Raw genomic sequence first — 20,112 nt, 5'->3', positions numbered from 1 at the left:
GTCTGCGGGAGCCGGCGCTAGGTGTTCGGTGGCGCGGGCGCTCCGATGCTCAGGACTGCCGGGGAACGCTTTCGGTTCTCGGGCGGTGCCAGCGGGGAGGAACAGAACCCGCAGCGGTCGCCGATGAGCTCCATTCCGCACCAGTGGCAGTTTTCCCGGCGCACGGAGGAAACGATCTGGTAGATCACGGAGATGTCCGGGAGGAAGGAGGCGAATTCCACGAGCTTCCCCGTGCCCCACCAGTGCGGCGATCCGGAAGGCAGCGCGCACTCCTGAATGGCCTGTACGCCCCATGCCGGGGCGAGAGTCTGCTGGACCCATTGGGACGTCAACTGGCCTTTTGCGACCAGCAGTTGTGTCGCGTAGGCCGGTCCGGCCGGGGGTTCGGCCGCCGGGCCGATCCTGACGAGCTGCGGGCTGGGACCGGCGAGGACGGCGAACTGCGATCCCGGGAGCCAGGACTTGGCGTGGGTCTTGAGGCTGACGGGGACCATGTCGAGCCTGGCCACCGAGTTCAGCAGGGCTCCGGCGTGGATGTAGTGGGTGAGCAGCCGCGCCGCCGAGGCGACCACGCCCGGGCTGAAGTCGCAGACGGAGAGCTGGCGCAGCTGACGCACGAGCACGGCGACGCCCAGCGGCGGCAGGTCCGTCTTGAGCAGGGCGATGCGGTCGCTCTCCAGCATCGAGCGGATGGCGTGCAGCCGGCGTTCATGGGCGGGGCCGATGCTCTTGGGATAGACCGCGATCACATAACCGTGCTGCTCCAGAAGCAGGTGCATGTCACCGATCGCGAGATCGAGGGGCTGGGCTTCGGGTGCCTGTAACAGGGCCGCTGTGGGTGTCTGCTGATCGGTCGGCGGGAGCACGAGATCAGCACTGGTCACTGCTATTGCGGTCGGCACGCCCTACCCCGTTCCGGCTTCCGGCCGTCGTCGGGGGACTCCGGCCTCAAACGCTCCTGCTCCGTGCTTCTTCCCCAGCACTTTAGCCACGTCAGAGCAGGCAGAGAACAGGTATCGGATCCCAGTACGAAGACGTGCGTGCACACGCGTTCGCCACGCCTCCGTACGAAATCGGACGAAAGGCAAAGTGGTTAACTCCTGCACCGCTGCTCAGAGTTACCCAGACACTCGATGTTTGAAATCCGGTGGAATTCATCCGCCCACGTCAGAACGGACCGGCGGCGTTCCCCCCGGCTCTCCGCGAAATCCACTCCGTCACGTTCCGGGAACCCGGCCGCATCACCCGCGCGAGTGCACCCCCTGGCCCAGGAAGGGTCACTCGAAGGTGAGAGCGAGCCCCGCCCCACCCCCCTCATCCGCCCCGCCGCACACATCCGGGCTGCCAGAGGTCTTGACAACTCGATTGGTCTGGACCAGTTTATCGGCCAACGGTGGCCACCGTCCCCCCAGCACTCCCGACTCCCCCCACCGGAGGCAGCAAGTGGAACGCTCCGCAGGCAGCAGCAGGCACAAAAGGCGCCGGATCCGTCCGCTCATCGGCGGGGCCGTCGCCGTCGTCGCGGCCGGTGCGCTGGCCGTCACCGGCCTCGTCACCACCGGACAGGCGGCCGACATCGGCACGGCCGGTACGGCGCAGGCCGCGGCCACCTCGGTCGCGGTGCCCGAGCACGCGGTGACCGGCTACTGGCAGAACTTCAACAACGGCGCCACCGTGCAGAAGCTCAGCGACGTCCCCGAGGACTACGACATCATCGCCGTCGCCTTCGCCGACGCCACGACCACGGCGGGCGAGGTCACGTTCAACCTGGACTCGGCGGGGCTGAACGGCTACACCGTCGACCAGTTCAAGGCGGACATCAAGGCCGAGCAGGCCGCCGGCAAGAACGTCATCATCTCCGTGGGCGGCGAGAAGGGGCCGTCGCCGTCAACAGCGACGCCTCCGCCGCCGCCTTCGCGGACTCGGTGTACGCGCTCATCCAGGAGTACGGCTTCAACGGCGTCGACATCGACCTGGAGAACGGCCTCAACTCCACCTACATGACGAAGGCTCTGCAGTCCCTGTCGTCGAAGGCGGGCTCCGGGCTCGTCATCACGATGGCCCCGCAGACCATCGACATGCAGTCGACGTCCGGTGAGTACTTCAAGACGGCGCTCAACATCAAGGACATCCTGACCGTCGTCAACATGCAGTACTACAACAGCGGTTCGATGCTGGGCTGCGACGGCCAGGTCTACTCGCAGGGCTCGGTGGACTTCCTCACCGCGCTCGCCTGCATCCAGCTGGAGGGCGGCCTCGCCCCGTCCCAGGTCGGCCTCGGCGTCCCCGCCTCCGCCAGCGGCGCGGGCAGCGGTTACGTCGCGCCGTCCGTCGTGAACGCGGCGCTGGACTGCCTGACGAAGGGCACGAGCTGCGGCTCCTTCAAGCCCTCCAAGACCTATCCGGACCTGCGCGGCGCGATGACCTGGTCCACGAACTGGGACGCCGCCGCCGGCAACGCGTGGTCCGGCGCGGTCGGCCCGCACGTCCACGGGCTGTAGTGGCTCCGCACGCCCACGGGCTGTAGTGGCCCCGCACATCCACGGGGTCTCGTGACCCCGCAGGACCACCGGTCCAGCAGCGCCGCCGCTCCCCCGGCGGCGCTGCTGCGTCGTCACCGACGCGTACGCCACCGACTCACCAGGGCAGTTCGCGCACCTGCTGGACGCACAGCACGATGAACAGCAGTCCGGCCGCGCCCAGCATGCCGTTGCTGAGCCACCCGTTGCGCCACTCCCTGGGTGTGCGGCTGGAGTTGAGGAGCCAGAGCAGGGTCAGGGCCAGGAACGGCATGAAGAACGCGCCCAGGACCCCGTAGCCGATGACCAGCCCGAAGGGCTCGTCCAGCCACAGCAGCGTCATCGGCGGGAACGTCAGCCAGAGCAGATACGCGCGGAAGGGCACGGACCGCTCCTGCCGGCGGACCGTCTCGCTGCCGGCCTTGTCCACGCCCTGGTCACCCCGGGCGGCCCGGATCCGGTCCACGAAGTCGGCGAACATCAGGCTCACGCCGTGCCACACACCGATGAGCGAGGAGAACGACGCCGCGAAGAAGCCGAAGAGGAACAGCTTCGCGGTGGCCGCCCCGAAGCGCTCCTCCAGGATCCCGCCGAGGTCGATCAGCCCGCGGTCGCCCTTGTTGATGGCCATCTGCGAGGAGTGCAGGAGCTCGGCGCCGACGATGAGCATCGCCACGACGAAGATCCCGGTGGTGATGTAGGCGACCCGGTTGTCGATCCGCATCACCTTCATCCAGGAGGTGTTGGACCATCCCTTGGCGTTGACCCAGTACCCGTACGCCGCCATGGTGATCGTGCCGCCGACCCCGCCGACCAGCCCCAGCGTGTAGATCAGCGAGCCGTCCGGGAGGACCGGGAGCAGCCCCGCGAAGGAGGCGCCGACGTCCGGTGACACCCGGATCGCGACGTAGACCACCACGACGAACATCACGCCGATCAGGACCGTCATGACCTTCTCGAAGACGGCGTACTGGTTGAACCAGACGAAGACCAGACCGATCAGCCCGGTGATGATCGCCCAGGTCTTCAGGCCCGGCCCGTCGGGGAACATCGCCACGATGGGCAGGGCGCTGGAGGACATGGCCGTCGCGCCGTACACGAAGCCCCAGATGACGACGTACACCGCGAAGTAGCCCGTGGTCCAGCCGCCGAGGGTGCGCCAGCCGTCGAAGAGGGTGCGGCCCGTCGCGAGGTGCCAGCGGCCCACCGCCTCCGCGAGTGAGATCTTGACGAGGCAGCCGATCACGGCCGCCCACATGAGGGTGTAGCCGAATTTGCTGCCCGCGATGAGCGTCGCGACCAGGTCCCCCGCCCCGACCCCCGTCGCCGCTACGACGATGCCGGGCCCGATGTAGCGCCAGCTGGATTTACGCGGCTGGGAGCCCAGCTCCCCCGCCCCTGTGGTCTCGCTTGTCTCCGCCATGTCGATCAACGAAGCGCATGGCGCCGTTTCGCACAAGGGGGCGCGTCATAACGCCGTCATGTCCCGTCCGGGCGCCGACGCATATGGACGCCGGTCCGGGGACCGCGGCGGAGATCGGGCCGTGTCGGTCACGGCCCGATCCGGACGGGCGGCCCTAGATCACCAGGCTCAGCGCCGCCGCGACCACGAAGCCGGCGACCGAGAGGACCGTCTCCAGGACCGTCCAGGTCTTCAGGGTGTCGCGCTCGGAGATGCCGAAGTACTTCGAGACCATCCAGAATCCGCCGTCGTTGACGTGCGAGGCGAAGATGGAGCCCGCCGAGATCGCCATGATGATCAGCGCGAGGTGGGCCTGCGACATGCCCTGCCCCTCGACGAGCGGGACGACGATGCCGGCGGTGGTGACGATCGCGACCGTCGCCGAGCCCTGCGCGACCCGCAGGACGACGGAGATCAGCCAGGCGAGCAGGATGACCGGCAGGCCGACGTCGTTGAAGGTGTCGGCGAGCGCGTCCGCGATGCCGCTGCCCTTCAGCACGGCTCCGAAGATCCCGCCCGCGCCGACGACCAGCAGGATGTTGCCGACGGGCTTCAGCGAGGACGTGGAGACCGATTCGAGGGACTTGCGGGACCAGCCCCGCCGGATGCCCAGCAGGTAGTAGGCGAGGAGCAGGGCGATCGTCAGCGCGACGAACGGGTTGCCGAAGAACTCGACGACCGAGCGCAGGGTGGACGGGTCGAGCGCGATGGAGGAGAACGTCGCGGCCAGGATGAGGATCAGCGGCGTACCGATGATCGCGAGCACGGTGCCCAGCGGGACGGGCTTCTCGTGGGGGGTGACGCCGGAGGCGCGCTGCTCGGCGACGACCGCGGCCTTGGCCTCGGCGGCCGCCTCGACCATGTCCTGCGGGACGTCGACGAAGATGCGCTTGCCGATCCAGGCGGCGTAGCCCCAGGCGGCGAGGACGGACGGGATGCCGACGAGGGCGCCCATCAGGATGACCCAGCCGAGGGAGACGTTGAAGAGGCCCGCCGCGGCGACAGGACCGGGGTGCGGCGGCAGGAACGCGTGGGTCATCGAGAGGCCCGCCAGCAGCGGCATCGCGTAGAGGACGACCGACTTGCCGGAGCGCTTGGCGGCGGCGTAGACGATCGGCGCGAGGACGAAGATGCCGACGTCGAAGAAGACCGGGATACCGAAGATGAGGCCGGTGAGGCCCATGGCGAGCGGGGCGCGCTTCTCGCCGAAGAGGTTCAGCAGGCGGGCGCTCAGGACCTCCGCGCCGCCGGACACCTCCAGGATCGCGCCGAGCATCGTGCCGAGGCCGATGATGATCGCGACGTGCCCGAGGATGCCGCCCATGCCCGATTCGATGACCGAGACGGCGGCCGACTTCTGGACCGTGCCGAAGAGTTCGGTGACGGAGAGACCGGCACCCAGGCCGACGGCTATGGAGACGGCGAGCAGCGCGACGAACGGCTGCAGCCTCGCCTTGATGATCAGGAAGAGCAGGAGCACGATCCCGAGGGCGGCGACGGTCAGCAGACCGGGCGTACCGCCGATCAGGAGAAGCAGTCCACCGGTGTGGGGTGGCGCCTCGGGGGCGGGGGTAGCGGCGAGCAGCATGAGCGGTCAACTCCGTTGGTGACGTGGCCCTTCGGGGCAGGGGAGAGCGCGGCACGGCGTCCCCGTGGGGAAGGTGCGGGGCGCCGTGCCGTGCTGCGGGGTGGTGCGGTTCGGTGGGGCGGTGGGGCGGGTGATCAGCCGAGGACCGCGAGGGCGTCGATCTCGATGAGGAGTCCCTTGGGCAGGCCGACGTACACCGTCGTACGTGCGGACGCCGGGGCCTTGAGGCCCTGCTCCTCGAAGTACTCGTTGTAGATGGCGTTCATCTCGGCGAAGTGGTCGACGTCCGTGAGGTAGACGCGCATCATCATCACGTCGTCCCAGCTCGCGCCGCCCTCCTCCAGGATCGCCTTGACGTTGGCGAAGGTCTGGAGGGTCTGCTCGCGCAGCGTCGGGCCGGCCGGGGTGGGGGCCTGGCCCTCCACGGCGGGCAGGAAGCCGACCTGACCGGCGACCTGGAGGATGTTCCCCTTCTTCACGCCGTGCGAGAACTTCGCGGGCGGGGTGGTGTGGGTGCTGGGGGTGAGCGCGGTCTTCTCGGTCATGACGGTTCAGGCTTTCTTGGTGGGGGCGGTGCCGGAGTACTCCCGGCTGATGGTCTCCGCGGTGCGGCGCACCAGGGGGAGCAGGGTGAGGAGTTCCTCGGCCGTGACGACCACGTTCGGCGCGGACACCGACATGGCGGCGACGACCCGCCCGTCCGCGCCCCGGATGGGGGCGCCGACGCAGTTGATGGACTCCTCGTGGCCGCCGAGGTCGGTGGCCCAGCCCTGTTCGCGCACGACGGCGAGTTCCTTGAGGAAGGCACCGGCGTTCGGGAGCGAACGGGACGTGTACATGGGGTAGTCGAGCCGTTCGGCGATCGCGCGCCGTTCGGGCTCGGCGAGGTCGGCGAGGAGCAGCTTGGCGACCGCGGCGACGGTGATCGCGACGGGTTTGCCGATCCGTGAGTACATCCGCACGGGGTAGCGGCTCTCGACCTTGTCGATGTAGAGGACCTCGTTCTCCTCGTACACCGCGAGGTGGACGGTGTGCCCGCACTGTTCGTTGAGTGCGACGAGGTGGCTGTGGGCGATCTCGCGTACGTCGAGGTTCTCGACGGCTTCCTGCGCGAGCGCGAAGAGCCGGGCGCCGAGGCGGTAGCGCTGGTCCTCCTGGCGGTAGACCAGTCCGTGCTCGTGGAGCGTACGGAGCAGGCGCAGCGCCGTGGACTTGTGGACGTCCAGGCGTTCGGCGACCTGGCCGAGGTCGGCGGGGCCCTGGGCGAGCAGCGGCAGGATGTTCAGCGCGCGGTCGACGGTCTGGCTCATGTGACTCGTACCTCCTCGTTCGCCCCGTCGGCGGCTGTCCAGCCGGGGCCGAGACGAAGTGTGCCCCAGGCCTCGTCGTCCAGGGCGGCGAGCCGGTCGGCGTACGCGCGGGGCGGGGGGCCGGTGAGGTCGCCGGGGACGGTGAGGACGGCGGCGGCCATGAGGTGGCCGTGCCGGGCGCGGTCGCGTACGGACAGGTCGCGCAGGGTGGCGGAGAGGAAGCCGGCGGCGAAGGCGTCGCCCGCGCCGACGGCGGCGACGACGTCGACGCGCAGGGAGGGGACGGTGGTGACGGTGTCCTCCGGGCCTGCGCCCGTCCGCGAGAAGACGGTGGCGCCCTCCGAGCCCCGCTTGACGACCAGGACACCCGGCTCGGGCAGGGCCGCGCGGATCGCCTCGGTGCCGTGGACGCCCCAGGCCTCTTCGGCCTCGTCCTCGCCGACGAAGACGAGGTCGCAGCGGCGGGCGAGGTCGAGCAGGACGGCCGGGCCGGCCTCGCCGTCGCGCCACAGGCCGGGACGGTGGTTGACGTCGAAGGAGATCAGGGGGCGGCCGTCGCGTGGGGCGGTGAGGTCGTTCAGGAGTGCCAGGCAGTCGGCGGAGAGCGCGGCGGTGATGCCGGACAGGTGCACGACGCGGGCGGGGAGGAGGTCCTCGTACGGGACGTTGTGCGGGGACATCGCGGAGGCCGCGGAGCCGGCCCGGTAGTACGCCACCTCGTGGGTGTCGGTGGCCCGGTCCGTCGCCGTACGGAAGTAGATGCCGGTGGGGCGGCCGGCGTCGCGGCGGACGGCGGAGGTGTCGACGCCGTAACCGGCGACGGTGTCGACGAGGTGGTCGCCGAAGCCGTCGGCACCGACGCGGCTGACCCATTTCGCCCGGTGGCCGGCGGCGGCGAGCGCGCAGGCGACGTTGGACTCGGCGCCGCCGATGCCCCGGCCGAAGGAGGGGACGTCGGCGAGGCGGCCCGGCTGCGAGGGCAGGAACGTCACCATGGACTCGCCGAGGCAGACGACGTCCGCGGTGGCTGTCCTGGCTGCGGATCCGGGCACTCTGGGCTCCTCGTGGTCGGCCGTGGGCGCCGGTGTTCAGCATTGACCCGGCATCGGCTCGGATGTTAGACAGCCTTGAGCGATATACGCAACGCCTGTTGCACACAATGCAACGCTGATTCCCCCGAGGAGTTCCCCTTGGCCGCCGAGCAGTCCCCCGAACAGTCCGTGACGGCACTCGCCGGCGAACGGGTCGACCACCGCTTCAAGGCGCTGCCGCCCGACGCGGAGGGGCTGACCGTGGGCGCGCTGGCGGCCGAGCGCCGTAACCTCTTCACCGGTGGTTTCACCACCCCCGTGCTGGCCCTGTCCGCGGAGTCGATCGAGGCCAACCTGGCCCTGCTGGAGACGTACGCGGAGCGGCACGGTCTGGCTTTCGCGCCGCACGGCAAGACGTCGATGTCCCCGCAGCTCTTCGCCCGTCAGCTGGAGTACGGCGCGTGGGGCATCACCGCGGCCGTCCCCCACCAGGCTCGGGTGTACCGCGCCTACGGCATCCGGCGGATCTTCCTGGCCAACGAGCTCGTCGACGCGGTGGCGCTGCGCTGGCTGGCCGGCGAGCTGGACGCCGATCCGGACTTCACGTTCGCCTGCTACGTGGACTCCGTGCGCGGCGTCGAGCTGATGGACGAGGCGCTGCGCGCGGCGGGTGCCGTCCGCACCGTCGACGTCGTGGTGGAGCTGGGAGCCGGCGAGGGCGCCCGCACCGGCGCCCGTACGGAGGCCGACTGCGCGGAGGTCGCCGACGCGGTGGCGGCCACGTCCACCCTGCGGCTCGTGGGCGTCGCGGGTTACGAGGGCGAGGTGCCGGACGCCTCCCCGGAGCGGGTCCGGGAGTGGCTGCGCCGACTGGTCGCGCTGGCGGCGGACTTCGACGCGGCCGGCCGTTTCGGCGCGCTCGTGGACGGCGAGGAGATCCTGGTCAGCGCGGGCGGCAGCGCCTGGTTCGACGCGGTCGCCGACGTCTTCGCGGGGATCCCCGCGCTGAGCCGGCCCGTACTCAGGCTGCTGCGCTCCGGCGCGTACGTCAGCCATGACGACGGCCACTACCGCCACATCACCCCCTTCAACCGGGTCCCCGAGGAGGGCACACTTCAGCCGGCCTTCCGCCTCTGGGCCCAGGTCGTCTCACGCCCCTCCCCCGAGCAGGCCTTCGTCAACGCCGGCAAGCGCGACGCGGCCTACGACCTGGACCTCCCCGAGGCTCAGGTCGTCCGCTCCGCACGCGACGGCTCGGTGAGGCCGGCCACCGGCATCACCGTCAGCGGTCTTTCCGACCAGCACGGCTGGGTGCGCACGGAGGCGGGGGCGGAGCTGGAGGTCGGCGACTGGGTCGGGATGGGGCTGTCGCATCCCTGCACGTCGTTCGACAAGTGGCAGTTGATCCCGCTGGTGGAGGCGGACGGCACGGTCACGGAGTACATCCGCACGTTCTTCTGACCCCTACGGGGTTGTTTCCCCGCCCCACCCCTTCCCGTAACCGGGGCTCCGCCCCAGACCCCGGTCCTCAAACGCCGGACGGGCTGAAAACCGGCCTCGCCGGCGTTTGAGGCGTGCCTGAAAGGCGAGCAACACCATGGACCTGGTCATTCGCAACGCGTCCGTCATCGACGGCACCGGCGGCCCCGCCTACCGCGCCGACCTAGGCATCACGGACGGCCGGATCGCCGAGATCCGCAGGGAGGGCGACGGCCCCCGCCCCACCGGCGCCCGCACCCTGGACGCCGACGGCCTCGCGCTCTCGCCGGGCTTCATCGACATGCACGCGCACAGCGACCTCGCGCTGCTGCGCGACCCCGACCACAGCGCGAAGGCCGCGCAGGGCGTCACCCTGGAGGTGCTCGGCCAGGACGGTCTGTCGTACGCCCCCGCCGACGACCGCACCCTCGCCGAGGTCCGCCGCTCCATCGCCGGCTGGAACGGCGACGGCGGCGACATCGACTTCGACTGGCGCACCGTCGGCGGCTACCTGGACCGTCTCGACCGCAACTTCGGCGGCCAGGGCATCGCCGTCAACGCCGCCTACCTCATCCCGCAGGGCACCGTCCGGATGCTCGCCGTCGGCTGGGACGACCGGCCCGCCACGGACGCCGAACTGGACCGTATGAAGGAGCTCGTCGCCCAGGGCATGGCCGAGGGCGCGGTCGGCATGTCCTCGGGCCTGACGTACACCCCCGGGATGTACGCGAAGGACGCCGAACTCACCGAGCTGTGCCGGGTGGTGGCGGCGCACGGCGGCTACTACTGTCCGCACCACCGCTCGTACGGGGCGGGGGCGCTCCAGGCGTACGAGGAGATGGTGCAGCTCACCCGCGACGCCGGCTGCGCGCTCCATCTCGCCCACGCCACCATGAACTTCGGCCTGAACAAGGGCAAGGCGCCGGACCTCCTCGCTCTCCTGGACGAGGCTCTCGCGTCGGGCTCCGACATCTCGCTCGACACGTATCCGTACACGCCCGGCTGCACGACCCTCGTGGCGATGCTCCCCAGCTGGGCGAGCGAGGGCGGCCCCGAGTCGATCATGAAGCGGCTGGCCGACGACGAGACCTCGGAGCGGATGCGCCACCACGTGGAGGTCGTGGGCTCCGACGGCTGCCACGGCGTCCCGATGGAGTGGGACACCATCGAGATCTCCGGCGTCGGCTCACCGGACATGGCCGGCTACGTCGGCCGTACGGTGGCCGAGTCCGCCCGGCTGCGCGGCGAGGAGCCCTGGGTGACGGTCCGCCGGCTGCTCGTCGAGGACCGGCTGGGCACGACGATCCTCCAGCATGTCGGCCATGAGGAGAACGTCCGGCAGATCATGCGCCACCGGGTGCACACCGGCGGCAGCGACGGCATCCTCCAGGGCGACAAGCCGCACCCCCGCGCGTACGGCACGTTCCCCCAGTACCTCGGGCGGTACGTGAGGGAGCTTGGCATCCTCTCGCTGGAGGAGTGCGTCGCCCATCTCACGTCCCGGCCGGCCGGCCGCCTGCGTCTGCCCGACCGTGGGTACGTCCGCGAGGGCTACCGTGCGGACCTGGTCCTCTTCGACCCCGCCACGGTGGCGGCCGGCTCGACCTTCGACGAGCCGCGCACCCTGCCCGTGGGCATCCCGCACGTCCTGATCGACGGGCGCTTCGTCATCGAGGACGGCAAGCGGACCTCCACCCTGGCCGGCCGGGCGGTGCGGGGCACGGCCTGACCGCTCCCACGCGCGTGCACGCACCACTTCTCCCGCGCACCGAACCATCCCGGCCCGCCGGTCTGTTCCCGGCGGGCCGAGGCGTGTCGTCCCGGGTCACGGCTTGGGCAGCGCGCAGCCTTCCCGGTCCAGGTCGATCAGGTTGCCGCTGCCGACGCACGGCACGATGCCGTAGGTCTGCTGGGCGTAGTTGATGCCCTCGCGGACGGTCACGGTGCCGTTCTCGTCGACCTCGCACGGGTTGTTGTCCGTGCACTCCTGCCCGTCCTCGTTACCGGTGTTGTTGACGGCGACCACCTTGCCGGTCGCGTCGTCGATCACCGGGGAGCCGGACGTGCCCCCGATGGTCTGACAGGCGGAGGTGTAGCGGACCGAGTCCTTCCAGGTCCATTCGCCTTCCTTCAGCCGGTAGGCGAACCCGTCGACGGAGCAGCTGTAGGTGCGCTGCCAGTAGCCGGAGGCGACCGTGATCGCGGTCCCCTGAGCCGGGCGCGCGGCGTCGAGTTCGAGCGCCTCGATGCCGTAGCTGCTCTCGATCTGTGCGTAGGTGCTGGTGAGCTGGTAGAGCGAGACGTCCGTGTCCGTCATCGTCCCGTACGCGACCTTGTCGGCGCGCAGGGTGCCGACACCGCCGCCCGCCGCGTCGAGCAGGGTGAAGCTCCGGGTCGAGGCCTGGTCGAGCACGACCTCGCCCGGACCGGGGAACCCGCTCTCCAGGCAGTGCCCGTTGGACAGCACGAGGGCCGGGTCGTCCGGCTGCGAGGACGGCGCCCGGACGACGGAGCCGGAACAGTTGCTGAGCGCGACCGTCCCGGCGAGGTCGACCGCCTTCACCCGGACGTCCGTGGCGTCCGGAGCGGGGGCCGCGGTTGCGGGTGCTATGCCCGCGCCGATGAACAGGACAGCAAAAAGCGCGCCGATGAGAGGCTTCTTCATGTGGGGGGTCCCCTCCGTATGCGTCTGTACCGGGGTTCTTCCGGTTTTTGACATGCGCATGTTTGCGTACGGAGAGAGTCCCCACAAGGGGCGAAATCAAGCCGGTGGACGGTCAGCGCACCTCCGGCCGGGAGCAGCTGGGCCGCGCTGGCGCGCGACGGCCTCGTATCGGGTTCCTCCCCTGCCACGCCCCCGAAGGCCGTGCTCCCTGGCTCTTCTGTGCCGTGACGGCATGTGGGAAACCTCTGAGGTGTCTGCGTAGTGTCGGCGTATGACACTCGACCTCGACGCCTACTTCGCCCGCATCGGATGGTCCGGGGAGCGCCGCCCCACCGTGGAGGTGCTGCGGTCCGTGCACCGCGCCCACATCCTGGGCATCCCGTTCGAGAATCTGGAGCCCCTCCTCGACAGCGCCCCGTCCCTCGCGCTCCCGGACCTGGAGAGGAAGCTCGTCCGCAGTGAGCGCGGCGGGTACTGCTACGAGCACAACACCCTGCTCACCGCCGCCCTGACCCAGCTCGGGTTCCAGGTGACGCTGCTGACCGCGCGGGTGGTGGTGGGCGCCGCGCCCGGTGACGTCCGGCCCCGTACGCACATGCTGATGCGGGTGGACGTGGAGGGTGAGTCCACCCCCTGGCTGGCCGATGTCGGCTTCGGCTCGACCGGCGCGCTGCTGGAGCCGATCCCGCTGGTGGTGGACGCCGAGCTGCTCGACACCCCGCGCCGCCACCGCCTCGTGCACGCCCCGCACGACGGGCCGCTGGAGATGTGGGAGCTACAGGCGGACAAGGGCGGCTACTGGGAGCCGCAGTACGAGTTCACCCTGGAGCCGTTCGAGGCCCCGGACTACGACGTCATCAACTGGCACATCGCGACGAACCCGCGCTCGCCGTTCCGGCAGGCGGTGTACGCCCAGCGCACCCTGCCGGGCCTCCACCTGGCCCTTTCCGGGCGGACACTCGTGCAGACCGCCGACGACGGCACGGTCGAGGAGCGGGAGCTGAGCGACTCCGCCGAGGTGGTGCGGGTGCTGGCCGATGACTTCGGCGTACGGCTGCCCGAAGGGACCGTTCTGCCCGGCTGAGAGCCGGAGCCGGCACACGCCGCACCCGGGGCCGCGGGCCCCGCGTGGCGCATCTCACCCGGCCGCTCGCCCCACGCCCGCATTCCAAGCCGCGGCCCCGCCCGGACCGGCCGTTCCCACGGTCCGCGGCCGGGGCGGCATGCCGATGGAAGACCCGACGGGCCGTCGCGCACCCCCGGAGGGAGCAACCGGTACGCGAACCGGGCGCAGCGCGCGAAACACGGTCGTGAGACGGTCCGGCAAATGGTGGGCGGAAGAAGGAGCGGGGCTGGGTGCGTGCAGCTGCAAGGCGGAGGATTGAGGCAACGCGGAGCGTTGTTGATTGACGACAACGCCGCAGATGTGCGTGCCCAGCCCCGCGACGCCGCCCACCATTTGCCGGACCGTCTAAGCTCGCAGACATGCAGGTCATCCAGTCCACGAAGCTCTCCGGCGTCTGTTACGAAATCCGCGGCCCCGTGCTCGAGGAAGCGATGCGGCTCGAAGCCGCTGGTCATCGCATCCTCAAGCTCAACACGGGCAATCCCGCGGCGTTCGGGTTCGAGTGTCCGCCGGAGATTCTCGAGGACATCCTGCGTAACCTCTCGGGCGCGCACGGCTACGGCGACGCGAAGGGCCTGCTGTCCGCGCGGCGCGCGGTGATGCAGCACTACCAGACCAAGGGGATCGACCTCGACGTCGAGGACGTCTACCTGGGCAACGGTGTCTCCGAGCTGATCCAGATGTCGATGCAGGCGCTGCTCGACGACGGCGACGAGGTGCTCGTCCCCGCCCCGGACTACCCGCTGTGGACGGCCTCCGTCTCGCTTGCCGGCGGTACGGCGGTGCACTACCGCTGCGACGAACAGGCCGACTGGATGCCGGACCTCGCGGACATCGAGCGGAAGATCACCGACCGCACCAAGGCGATCGTGATCATCAACCCGAACAACCCGACGGGCGCGGTCTACGACGACGAGATGCTGCGCGGGCTGACGGAGATCGCCCGGCGCCACAACCTGGTCGTCTGTTCGGACGAGATCTACGACCGGATCCTCTACGACGGTGCGACGCACACCCCGACCGCCGCCATCGCCCCCGATCTGATGGTGCTCACCTTCAACGGGCTCTCCAAGAACTACCGGATCGCGGGGTTCCGCTCGGGCTGGATGGCGGTCTGCGGCCCGAAGGCGCACGCCTCCTCGTACATCGAGGGGCTGACGGTCCTGGCCAACATGCGTCTGTGCGCCAACATGCCCGCGCAGCACGCGGTGGCCACCGCGCTCGGCGGACGGCAGTCGATCAACGAGCTGGTGCTGCCGGGCGGGCGGATCCTGGAGCAGCGGGACGTGGCGTACGACCTGCTGACGCGGATTCCCGGGGTGACCTGTGTGAAGCCGAAGGGGGCGCTGTATCTCTTCCCGAGGCTCGATCCCAAGGTCTTCAAGATCAAGGACGACCGGCAGATGGTCCTCGACCTGCTGCGGGCCGAGAAGATCATGGTGGTACAGGGCACGGGCTTCAACTGGCCTGACCCCGATCACTTCCGGGTGGTCACGCTGCCGTCGGTCAAGGACCTGACCGACGCGGTGACGCGTATCGGCAACTTCCTGGACGGTTACAGCCAGCCCTGAGCGGCCAAGATCTTCGGATCCGGCACAACTTTAGACTGGATCCAAGATAGGATGGCTTTACTGCACGATCAGGAGGCCATCCATGTACGAGCCGATCCGCACGAAGTCGGTCCACACATCGGCCGACCACGCCGATTTCCCGCACCGCAGCCGCGAGGAGGAGCTGGACATCCAGCTCGCCGGACATCTCGCGGCACTGCTCGCCGTCACCGACGAGCTGGGTCTCTCCGCCATGGGCGACCGCATCGCAGGGCAGGTCGCCCGGCTGCGCTCGGCGCCGCCCGCCCGGCACGCCGGCCGGAGCGACGCGCCCCCGGCCGCCCTGCACCGCCGCGCCCACGCCCTGGCCGGACGGACCCTGGTGGTGGCCGCGTCCCGCGCGGACACCGCCGTGGCGATCCTCGCCGCCGAGGCCATGGACGCGCACGCCGAGGCCCTGTCCTCCCCCACCGCGCCGACCGCCCTGGTCGGCGCCCCCTGACGGCCCCGGTCCACGGGTCGCGAAGACGCGTGGACCGGGTGCCACACGCCCGAGCCGGGTGCGGACCGCACCCGGCTCGGGCGTTCTCCGCTCCTGCGGCTACAGGGCGGCGCGGACGCGCACCGTCGCCGACGCGGTCGAGGCACTGTGCAGGCCGTCCCCCGCGTAGGCGACCGTGTAGACGACCTCGCCCCGGACGGACGCCCGGTCGTTGATCCTGAAGGTGCCGTCCGCCGCGACCGCCGCCGACGTGAGTACCCCGGTGCCCTTCTTGTCGGCCCGCTCCACGGACAGGGTGATGCCCGGGGGCAGGGGCCGGCCCTGGCCGGTCAGAGTGCCGGTGATCTCCAGGTTCTCGTTCTTCGTCGTCTCCGCCGGAGCCGTGAGCGTGATGGCCGTGGGCGCCTTGGCCACCGTGACCTGGAGGGTGACGTCCTCGGCGGGACGATGGGTCACGTCACCCAGGAAGGACAGGGTGTACGTGGCCTCGCCGACCAGAGAAGGGACGTCGAGGACCGTGAACGTACCGTCCGCGTCGACCTCCACGGCCGCAAGCTTCCGGTCACCGCCCGCGTCATGGCGTACCGCCGACACCTTGGCCGGCTCGGCCGGGGCGGTGCCGTCCAGTTCGAGCCGGCCCCGGATGCCCAGCGGTTCACCGACGACCGGAGTGCCGGGGGTGGTGGACAGCGCGCCCGAGAAACGGGAGTCGTACTGGGCGGCCGGGGGCTGGATCACGTGCAGCCAGTAGCCGGTGCCCGACGCGTTGGTGGTGACGGCGAAGAGCCGGGAACCGTCCTCGGACCATCCGAGGCCGCGCGGGGTGACCCGGGTGCCGTCGAGCTCGCCCTCGAAGGCGAACTCCAGCGCGGTGGTGCCCTGCTCCGGATCCGCCTTCTGGATCAGGAGGTCGGCCGTCGAGCCGGTGGCGGTGGCGCCCCGCGCGACGTACTCGCCGTCCGCGCTGAAAGCGACGGCCGAAGCCTTCGCGCCCTCCGGCAGTGGCTGGTAGCGCGTAGGGGCGTCGGACAGGTCGGCGGTGTTCAGCAGCCGGGTACCGTGCGCGGCGTCGGCGACGGCCAGTCGGCTTCCGTCAGCCGACAGGGCCAGGTCCTTCAGGTCGAGCGCACCCGCACCCGTGCTGTCGGCGAAGCGACGCTGCGGCCCCCGTACGAGCGTGTCGCCGCTGGTGTCGAACACGGTCAGATAGGGATCGGTGCCGCCCGGGCTCAGCGTCTGCCCCACGGCGAGCAGGTCCGGGGCCTGGGGTGCGCTCGCGAAGTAGAGCCTGCCCGCGCCTTCCCAGCCGGTGTAGGAGGGAGCGCCGTTCACCGTCCCGTACAGATAGCTCTGACGGTCATCGCACTGCGTGGACCAGGCGATGTCGGTGTGCCACACCTTTCCGCCCGCGTAGGCGAGCTGGCGCCCGCACTGCCCGGAGTTACTGGTCCCGGAGTAGGTGGTCTTCTCGTACGTCCCGGTGTCGTAGGAAGATATCCGGCTCGCCTCGGAGACGTACAGCGCCGAACCGTCGTGCGCCAGGGCCATCCCGCCCACGGAGCCGGCCGAGCTGACCAGCGCGTCCACCTTCTGGCCCTGGAAGTTGTAGACCTGCACCGACGTCTTCACCGACGCGGACCGTACGTCGTCGGTGATGTAGACGCGTTCGTGCGCGGAGTCCACGACCATCGACGAGAACGACGAGATGGGCAGCTTGGCCACGTCGTCGTCCGCCGCGTGGGCCACCGGCGCCGCGAGCACCGTGAGGCCCGCGCTCCCGAGCGTGAGCGCGAGGAGTGTCGCGATGCCGCGCTTCCTCTGCCCTGGTCCGTTCAACCTGTTCAACCTGTTCAACTGTTTCCCCCCACAGGGTTGTCGGCGCCTCCGTCCCGCTCGGCGCCGCGTGGGGATCATGCAACGGTTGTAAAGGTTATGTGCGCAAGCTGTTGGCGATGTATGGAGGTTTCCCCCGAAACGGGGCGGCACCCGGAGCCGTGAGGGGGCTCCGGGTGCCGTACGCGGTTCAGCCCAGGCGCCGGACCAGCGCGCGGTACTCGTCCCACAGTTCCTTCGGCGTGTGGTCACCGAAGGTGTTGAGGTGCTCGGGGATCAGCGCGGCCTCCTCGCGCCAGACCTCCTTGTCCACCGTGAGCAGGAAGTCGAGTTCGGACTCGGAGAGTTCCAGGCCCTCGGTGTCCAGGGAACCCTTGGCCGGCAGGATGCCGATCGGGGTCTCGACACCCTGGGCCTTGCCCTCCAGCCGTTCGACGATCCACTTGAGGACACGGCTGTTCTCGCCGAAGCCGGGCCACACGAACTTGCCCGCGGCGTTCTTGCGGAACCAGTTCACGTAGTAGATCTTCGGGAGCTTCGACTGGTCCGCCTTGTCGGCGCCGACCTCGACCCAGTGCTTCATGTAGTCGCCCATGTTGTAGCCGCAGAACGGCAGCATGGCGAACGGGTCGCGGCGCAGCTCGCCGACCTTGCCCTCGGCCGCGGCGGTCTTCTCGGAGGCCACGTTGGCCCCGAGGAAGACACCGTGCTGCCAGGTGAAGGACTCGGTGACCAGCGGGACCGCGGAGGCGCGGCGGCCGCCGAAGAGGATCGCCGAGATCGGCACGCCCTTCGGGTCCTCCCACTCCGGCGCGATGATCGGGCACTGCCCGGCCGGGACGGTGAAGCGGGCGTTGGGGTGGGCGGCGGGTGTGCCGGACTCCGGGGTCCAGTCGTTGCCCTTCCAGTCCGTGAGGTGCGCGGGGAGCTCCTCGGTCATGCCCTCCCACCACACGTCGCCGTCGTCGGTGAGCGCGACGTTCGTGAAGACGGAGTTGCCCCACATGGTCTTCATGGCGTTGGCGTTGGTGTGCTCGCCGGTGCCGGGCGCGACGCCGAAGAAGCCGGCCTCGGGGTTGATCGCGTACAGCTGGCCGTCCTCGCCGAAGCGCATCCAGGCGATGTCGTCGCCGATGGTCTCGACGGTCCAGCCGGAGATCGTGGGCTCCAGCATGGCGAGGTTGGTCTTGCCGCAGGCGCTCGGGAACGCCGCTGCGACGTACTTCGACTCCCCGCGCGGCGGCGTGAGCTTGAGGATCAGCATGTGCTCGGCGAGCCAGCCCTCGTCCCGGGCCATCACGGAGGCGATGCGCAGGGCGTAGCACTTCTTGCCGAGCAGGGCGTTGCCGCCGTAGCCGGAGCCGTACGACCAGATCTCGCGGTCCTCGGGGAAGTGCGAGATGTACTTGGTGGCGTTGCAGGGCCACGGCACGTCCTGCTCGCCGGCCGCCAGCGGGGCGCCGAGGGTGTGGACGGCCTTGACGAAGAATCCGTCGGTGCCGAGCTCGTCCAGGACCTCCCGGCCCATGCGTGTCATGGTGCGCATCGAGACGGCGACGTACGCGGAGTCGGTGATCTCGACCCCGATCGCGGAGAGCGGTGAGCCGACGGGGCCCATGCAGAACGGCACGACGTACATCGTGCGACCGCGCATGGAGCCCCGGAAGACGCCCTTCTCACCCGTGAAGATCTCGCGCATCTCCGCGGGAGCCTTCCAGTGGTTGGTCGGGCCCGCGTCCTGCTCCTTCTCGGAGCAGATGAAGGTGCGGTCCTCGACGCGGGCGACATCGCTCGGGTCGGAGGCGGCGTAGTACGAGTTGGGCCGCTTGACCGGGTCGAGTTTCGTGAAGGTGCCCTTGGCGACGAGCTCCTCGCACAGGCGCTCGTACTCGGCCTCCGAGCCGTCGCACCAGACCACGCGGTCCGGCTGGGTGAGAGCCGCGATCTCGTCAACCCAGGAGGCGAGCTCCTGGTGCCGAGTGGGAACAGTGAGGGGAGCCGCGATGTCTCGCGCCACGATCGCTCCTTGTAGAGAGGGTGTGATGTCAGGCCCCGTGGGGGCTGCGACCCGGATGCTGACCCCTTCGAAATTCCCCTGGCGCTCATCCGGTGCCGACCGCACTCATTTGATCATCCGACCATCCCGCCCATATGTCCAGAGGGCCGCCCACGTGAGCATGGCCACTGATATGCGTCGGCCGGTACGACCTACGGGAGCGTAGGTAGCATGCGGATATGACTTCTGCCGCCTCCGGATCCGGACCCGTCGAGCTCACCGACCCAGTCCCGGTCAAACCGCGGATGCGCGGCTGGCTGCACGCCGGCATGTTCCCCGCGGTGGTCGTCTCCGGGATCGCCCTGATCGTCCTGGCCGACAGCACCCGCGCGCGGATCGCCTGCGCGGTCTACGTACTCAGCGCCTGCCTGCTGTTCGGCGTGAGCGGGGTCTACCACCGGGGCACCTGGGGTCCACGCGGCGAGGCGGTGCTGCGCAGGCTCGACCACGCCAACATCTTCCTGATCATCGCCGGCACGTACACGCCGCTGACGCTCCTGCTGCTGCCCGAGTCCACCAGCCGCCCGCTCCTCTGGGCGATCTGGGGCGCAGCGGCGGCCGGTACCGCCTTCCGCGTGTTCTGGGTCGGCGCCCCGCGCTGGCTCTACACCCCGTGCTATATCGCCATGGGCTGGGCCGCGGTGTTCTTCCTGCCGGACTTCATGCGCACCGGCGGCATCGCCGTGCTGGTCCTCGTCGTCGTCGGCGGGCTGCTCTACAGCGCGGGGGGCGTCATCTACGGCATCAAGCGCCCGAACCCGTCGCCGCGCTGGTTCGGCTTCCACGAGGTGTTCCACTCGCTGACACTGGCGGCGTTCATCGTGCACTACGTCGGCATCTCCCTGGTCGCCTACCAGCAGTAACCGTCCCACGCACGGCGAAGGGCCCGGCCGCCACTTAGGTTCTAGTGGTTGTCGCAACACCCCAGCTCAAGGGGTGCGATGGACTTCGAGATCCGCAAGGTGCGGACCACGGCTCAGGGGCCGGTGAA

The 20,112-nt window shown here is 70.0% G+C and carries 15 protein-coding genes and 1 pseudogene; 7 read left to right on the top strand and 9 right to left on the bottom strand.

Features of this window, described 5'->3' with window-relative positions; all coding sequences use genetic code 11:
- Positions 1–17 precede the first annotated feature (17 nt).
- Positions 18–902: a hypothetical protein gene (locus ACIREO_RS38350; protein WP_404119331.1), complete on the bottom strand. Its 885-nt coding sequence runs from the start codon at positions 900–902 to the stop codon at positions 18–20.
- A 583-nt stretch (positions 903–1,485) separates the two neighbouring features.
- On the opposite strand from ACIREO_RS38350, the pseudogene ACIREO_RS38345 reads away from it, so the two are divergent.
- Positions 1,486–2,501 (top strand): annotated as a pseudogene (locus tag ACIREO_RS38345) (chitinase).
- Between the two features lie 136 nt (positions 2,502–2,637).
- On the opposite strand, the gene ACIREO_RS38340 reads toward ACIREO_RS38345, so the two are convergent.
- The 5 genes from ACIREO_RS38340 to ACIREO_RS38320 all read right to left on the bottom strand — a co-directional run bounded on the left by ACIREO_RS38340 (position 2,638) and on the right by ACIREO_RS38320 (position 7,931).
- Positions 2,638–3,942 carry an Nramp family divalent metal transporter gene (locus ACIREO_RS38340; protein WP_404119329.1) on the bottom strand — a complete coding sequence of 435 codons (1,305 nt, stop codon included), beginning with the start codon at positions 3,940–3,942 and terminating at the stop codon, positions 2,638–2,640.
- Positions 3,943–4,096: 154 nt separating this feature from the next.
- The gene (locus ACIREO_RS38335) at positions 4,097–5,569 is read right to left on the bottom strand and encodes a GntP family permease (protein WP_404119326.1); all 1,473 of its coding nucleotides are present in this window, start codon (positions 5,567–5,569) and stop codon (positions 4,097–4,099) included.
- Positions 5,570–5,703: 134 nt separating this feature from the next.
- Complete coding sequence (locus ACIREO_RS38330; RefSeq protein WP_099174748.1) at positions 5,704–6,114, bottom strand: RidA family protein; 411 nt, start codon at positions 6,112–6,114, stop codon at positions 5,704–5,706.
- A gap of 6 nt (positions 6,115–6,120) precedes the next feature.
- Positions 6,121–6,879 carry an IclR family transcriptional regulator gene (locus tag ACIREO_RS38325; protein ID WP_404119324.1) on the bottom strand — a complete coding sequence of 253 codons (759 nt, stop codon included), beginning with the start codon at positions 6,877–6,879 and terminating at the stop codon, positions 6,121–6,123.
- Positions 6,876–7,931, bottom strand: coding sequence for a sugar kinase (locus ACIREO_RS38320; RefSeq protein ID WP_404119321.1), 1,056 nt, complete (start codon positions 7,929–7,931; stop codon positions 6,876–6,878). Before ACIREO_RS38320 ends, ACIREO_RS38325 begins: the two co-directional genes overlap by 4 nt.
- Positions 7,932–8,069: 138 nt before the next feature.
- Here ACIREO_RS38320 and ACIREO_RS38315 point away from each other — a divergent pair, with 138 nt between their 5' ends.
- Together ACIREO_RS38315 and ACIREO_RS38310 are read left to right on the top strand one after the other, a co-directional pair.
- Complete coding sequence (locus ACIREO_RS38315) at positions 8,070–9,371, top strand: amino acid deaminase (protein ID WP_404119318.1); 1,302 nt, start codon at positions 8,070–8,072, stop codon at positions 9,369–9,371.
- 136 nt (positions 9,372–9,507) lie between these two features.
- A complete protein-coding gene (locus tag ACIREO_RS38310) occupies positions 9,508–11,118 on the top strand; it encodes an amidohydrolase family protein (protein ID WP_404119316.1) in 1,611 nt (536 codons plus the stop codon).
- Between the two features lie 96 nt (positions 11,119–11,214).
- Here ACIREO_RS38310 and ACIREO_RS38305 read toward each other — a convergent pair whose 3' ends face one another.
- The gene (locus ACIREO_RS38305; RefSeq protein ID WP_404119313.1) at positions 11,215–12,054 is read right to left on the bottom strand and encodes a serine protease; all 840 of its coding nucleotides are present in this window, start codon (positions 12,052–12,054) and stop codon (positions 11,215–11,217) included.
- A 271-nt stretch (positions 12,055–12,325) separates the two neighbouring features.
- On the opposite strand from ACIREO_RS38305, the gene ACIREO_RS38300 reads away from it, so the two are divergent.
- The 3 genes from ACIREO_RS38300 (at position 12,326) to ACIREO_RS38290 (ending at position 15,232) form a co-directional block, all read left to right on the top strand.
- The gene (locus ACIREO_RS38300; protein WP_404119311.1) at positions 12,326–13,138 is read left to right on the top strand and encodes an arylamine N-acetyltransferase; all 813 of its coding nucleotides are present in this window, start codon (positions 12,326–12,328) and stop codon (positions 13,136–13,138) included.
- Positions 13,139–13,539: 401 nt separating this feature from the next.
- Positions 13,540–14,751, top strand: coding sequence for a pyridoxal phosphate-dependent aminotransferase (locus ACIREO_RS38295; protein ID WP_404119309.1), 1,212 nt, complete (start codon positions 13,540–13,542; stop codon positions 14,749–14,751).
- 82 nt (positions 14,752–14,833) lie between these two features.
- Positions 14,834–15,232 (top strand): hypothetical protein, encoded by a 399-nt coding sequence (locus ACIREO_RS38290; RefSeq protein WP_404119306.1) that lies wholly within the window; start codon positions 14,834–14,836, stop codon positions 15,230–15,232.
- Between the two features lie 99 nt (positions 15,233–15,331).
- Here ACIREO_RS38290 and ACIREO_RS38285 read toward each other — a convergent pair whose 3' ends face one another.
- Both ACIREO_RS38285 and ACIREO_RS38280 read right to left on the bottom strand, forming a co-directional pair.
- Entirely contained in the window at positions 15,332–17,077 is a 1,746-nt protein-coding gene (locus ACIREO_RS38285) for an Ig-like domain repeat protein (protein ID WP_404119303.1), read from the bottom strand.
- Between the two features lie 178 nt (positions 17,078–17,255).
- Complete coding sequence (locus ACIREO_RS38280) at positions 17,256–19,082, bottom strand: phosphoenolpyruvate carboxykinase (GTP) (RefSeq protein ID WP_404119301.1); 1,827 nt, start codon at positions 19,080–19,082, stop codon at positions 17,256–17,258.
- A 218-nt stretch (positions 19,083–19,300) separates the two neighbouring features.
- Here ACIREO_RS38280 and ACIREO_RS38275 point away from each other — a divergent pair, with 218 nt between their 5' ends.
- Positions 19,301–19,984, top strand: a complete 684-nt coding sequence (locus ACIREO_RS38275) for a hemolysin III family protein (protein WP_404119298.1) — start codon at positions 19,301–19,303, stop codon at positions 19,982–19,984.
- Positions 19,985–20,112: the final 128 nt, after the last annotated feature.

Source organism: Streptomyces sp. NPDC102441, assembly GCF_044765585.1.
Lineage (GTDB): Bacteria > Actinomycetota > Actinomycetes > Streptomycetales > Streptomycetaceae > Streptomyces.
This window is presented reverse-complemented; position numbering and strand designations above follow the sequence as displayed.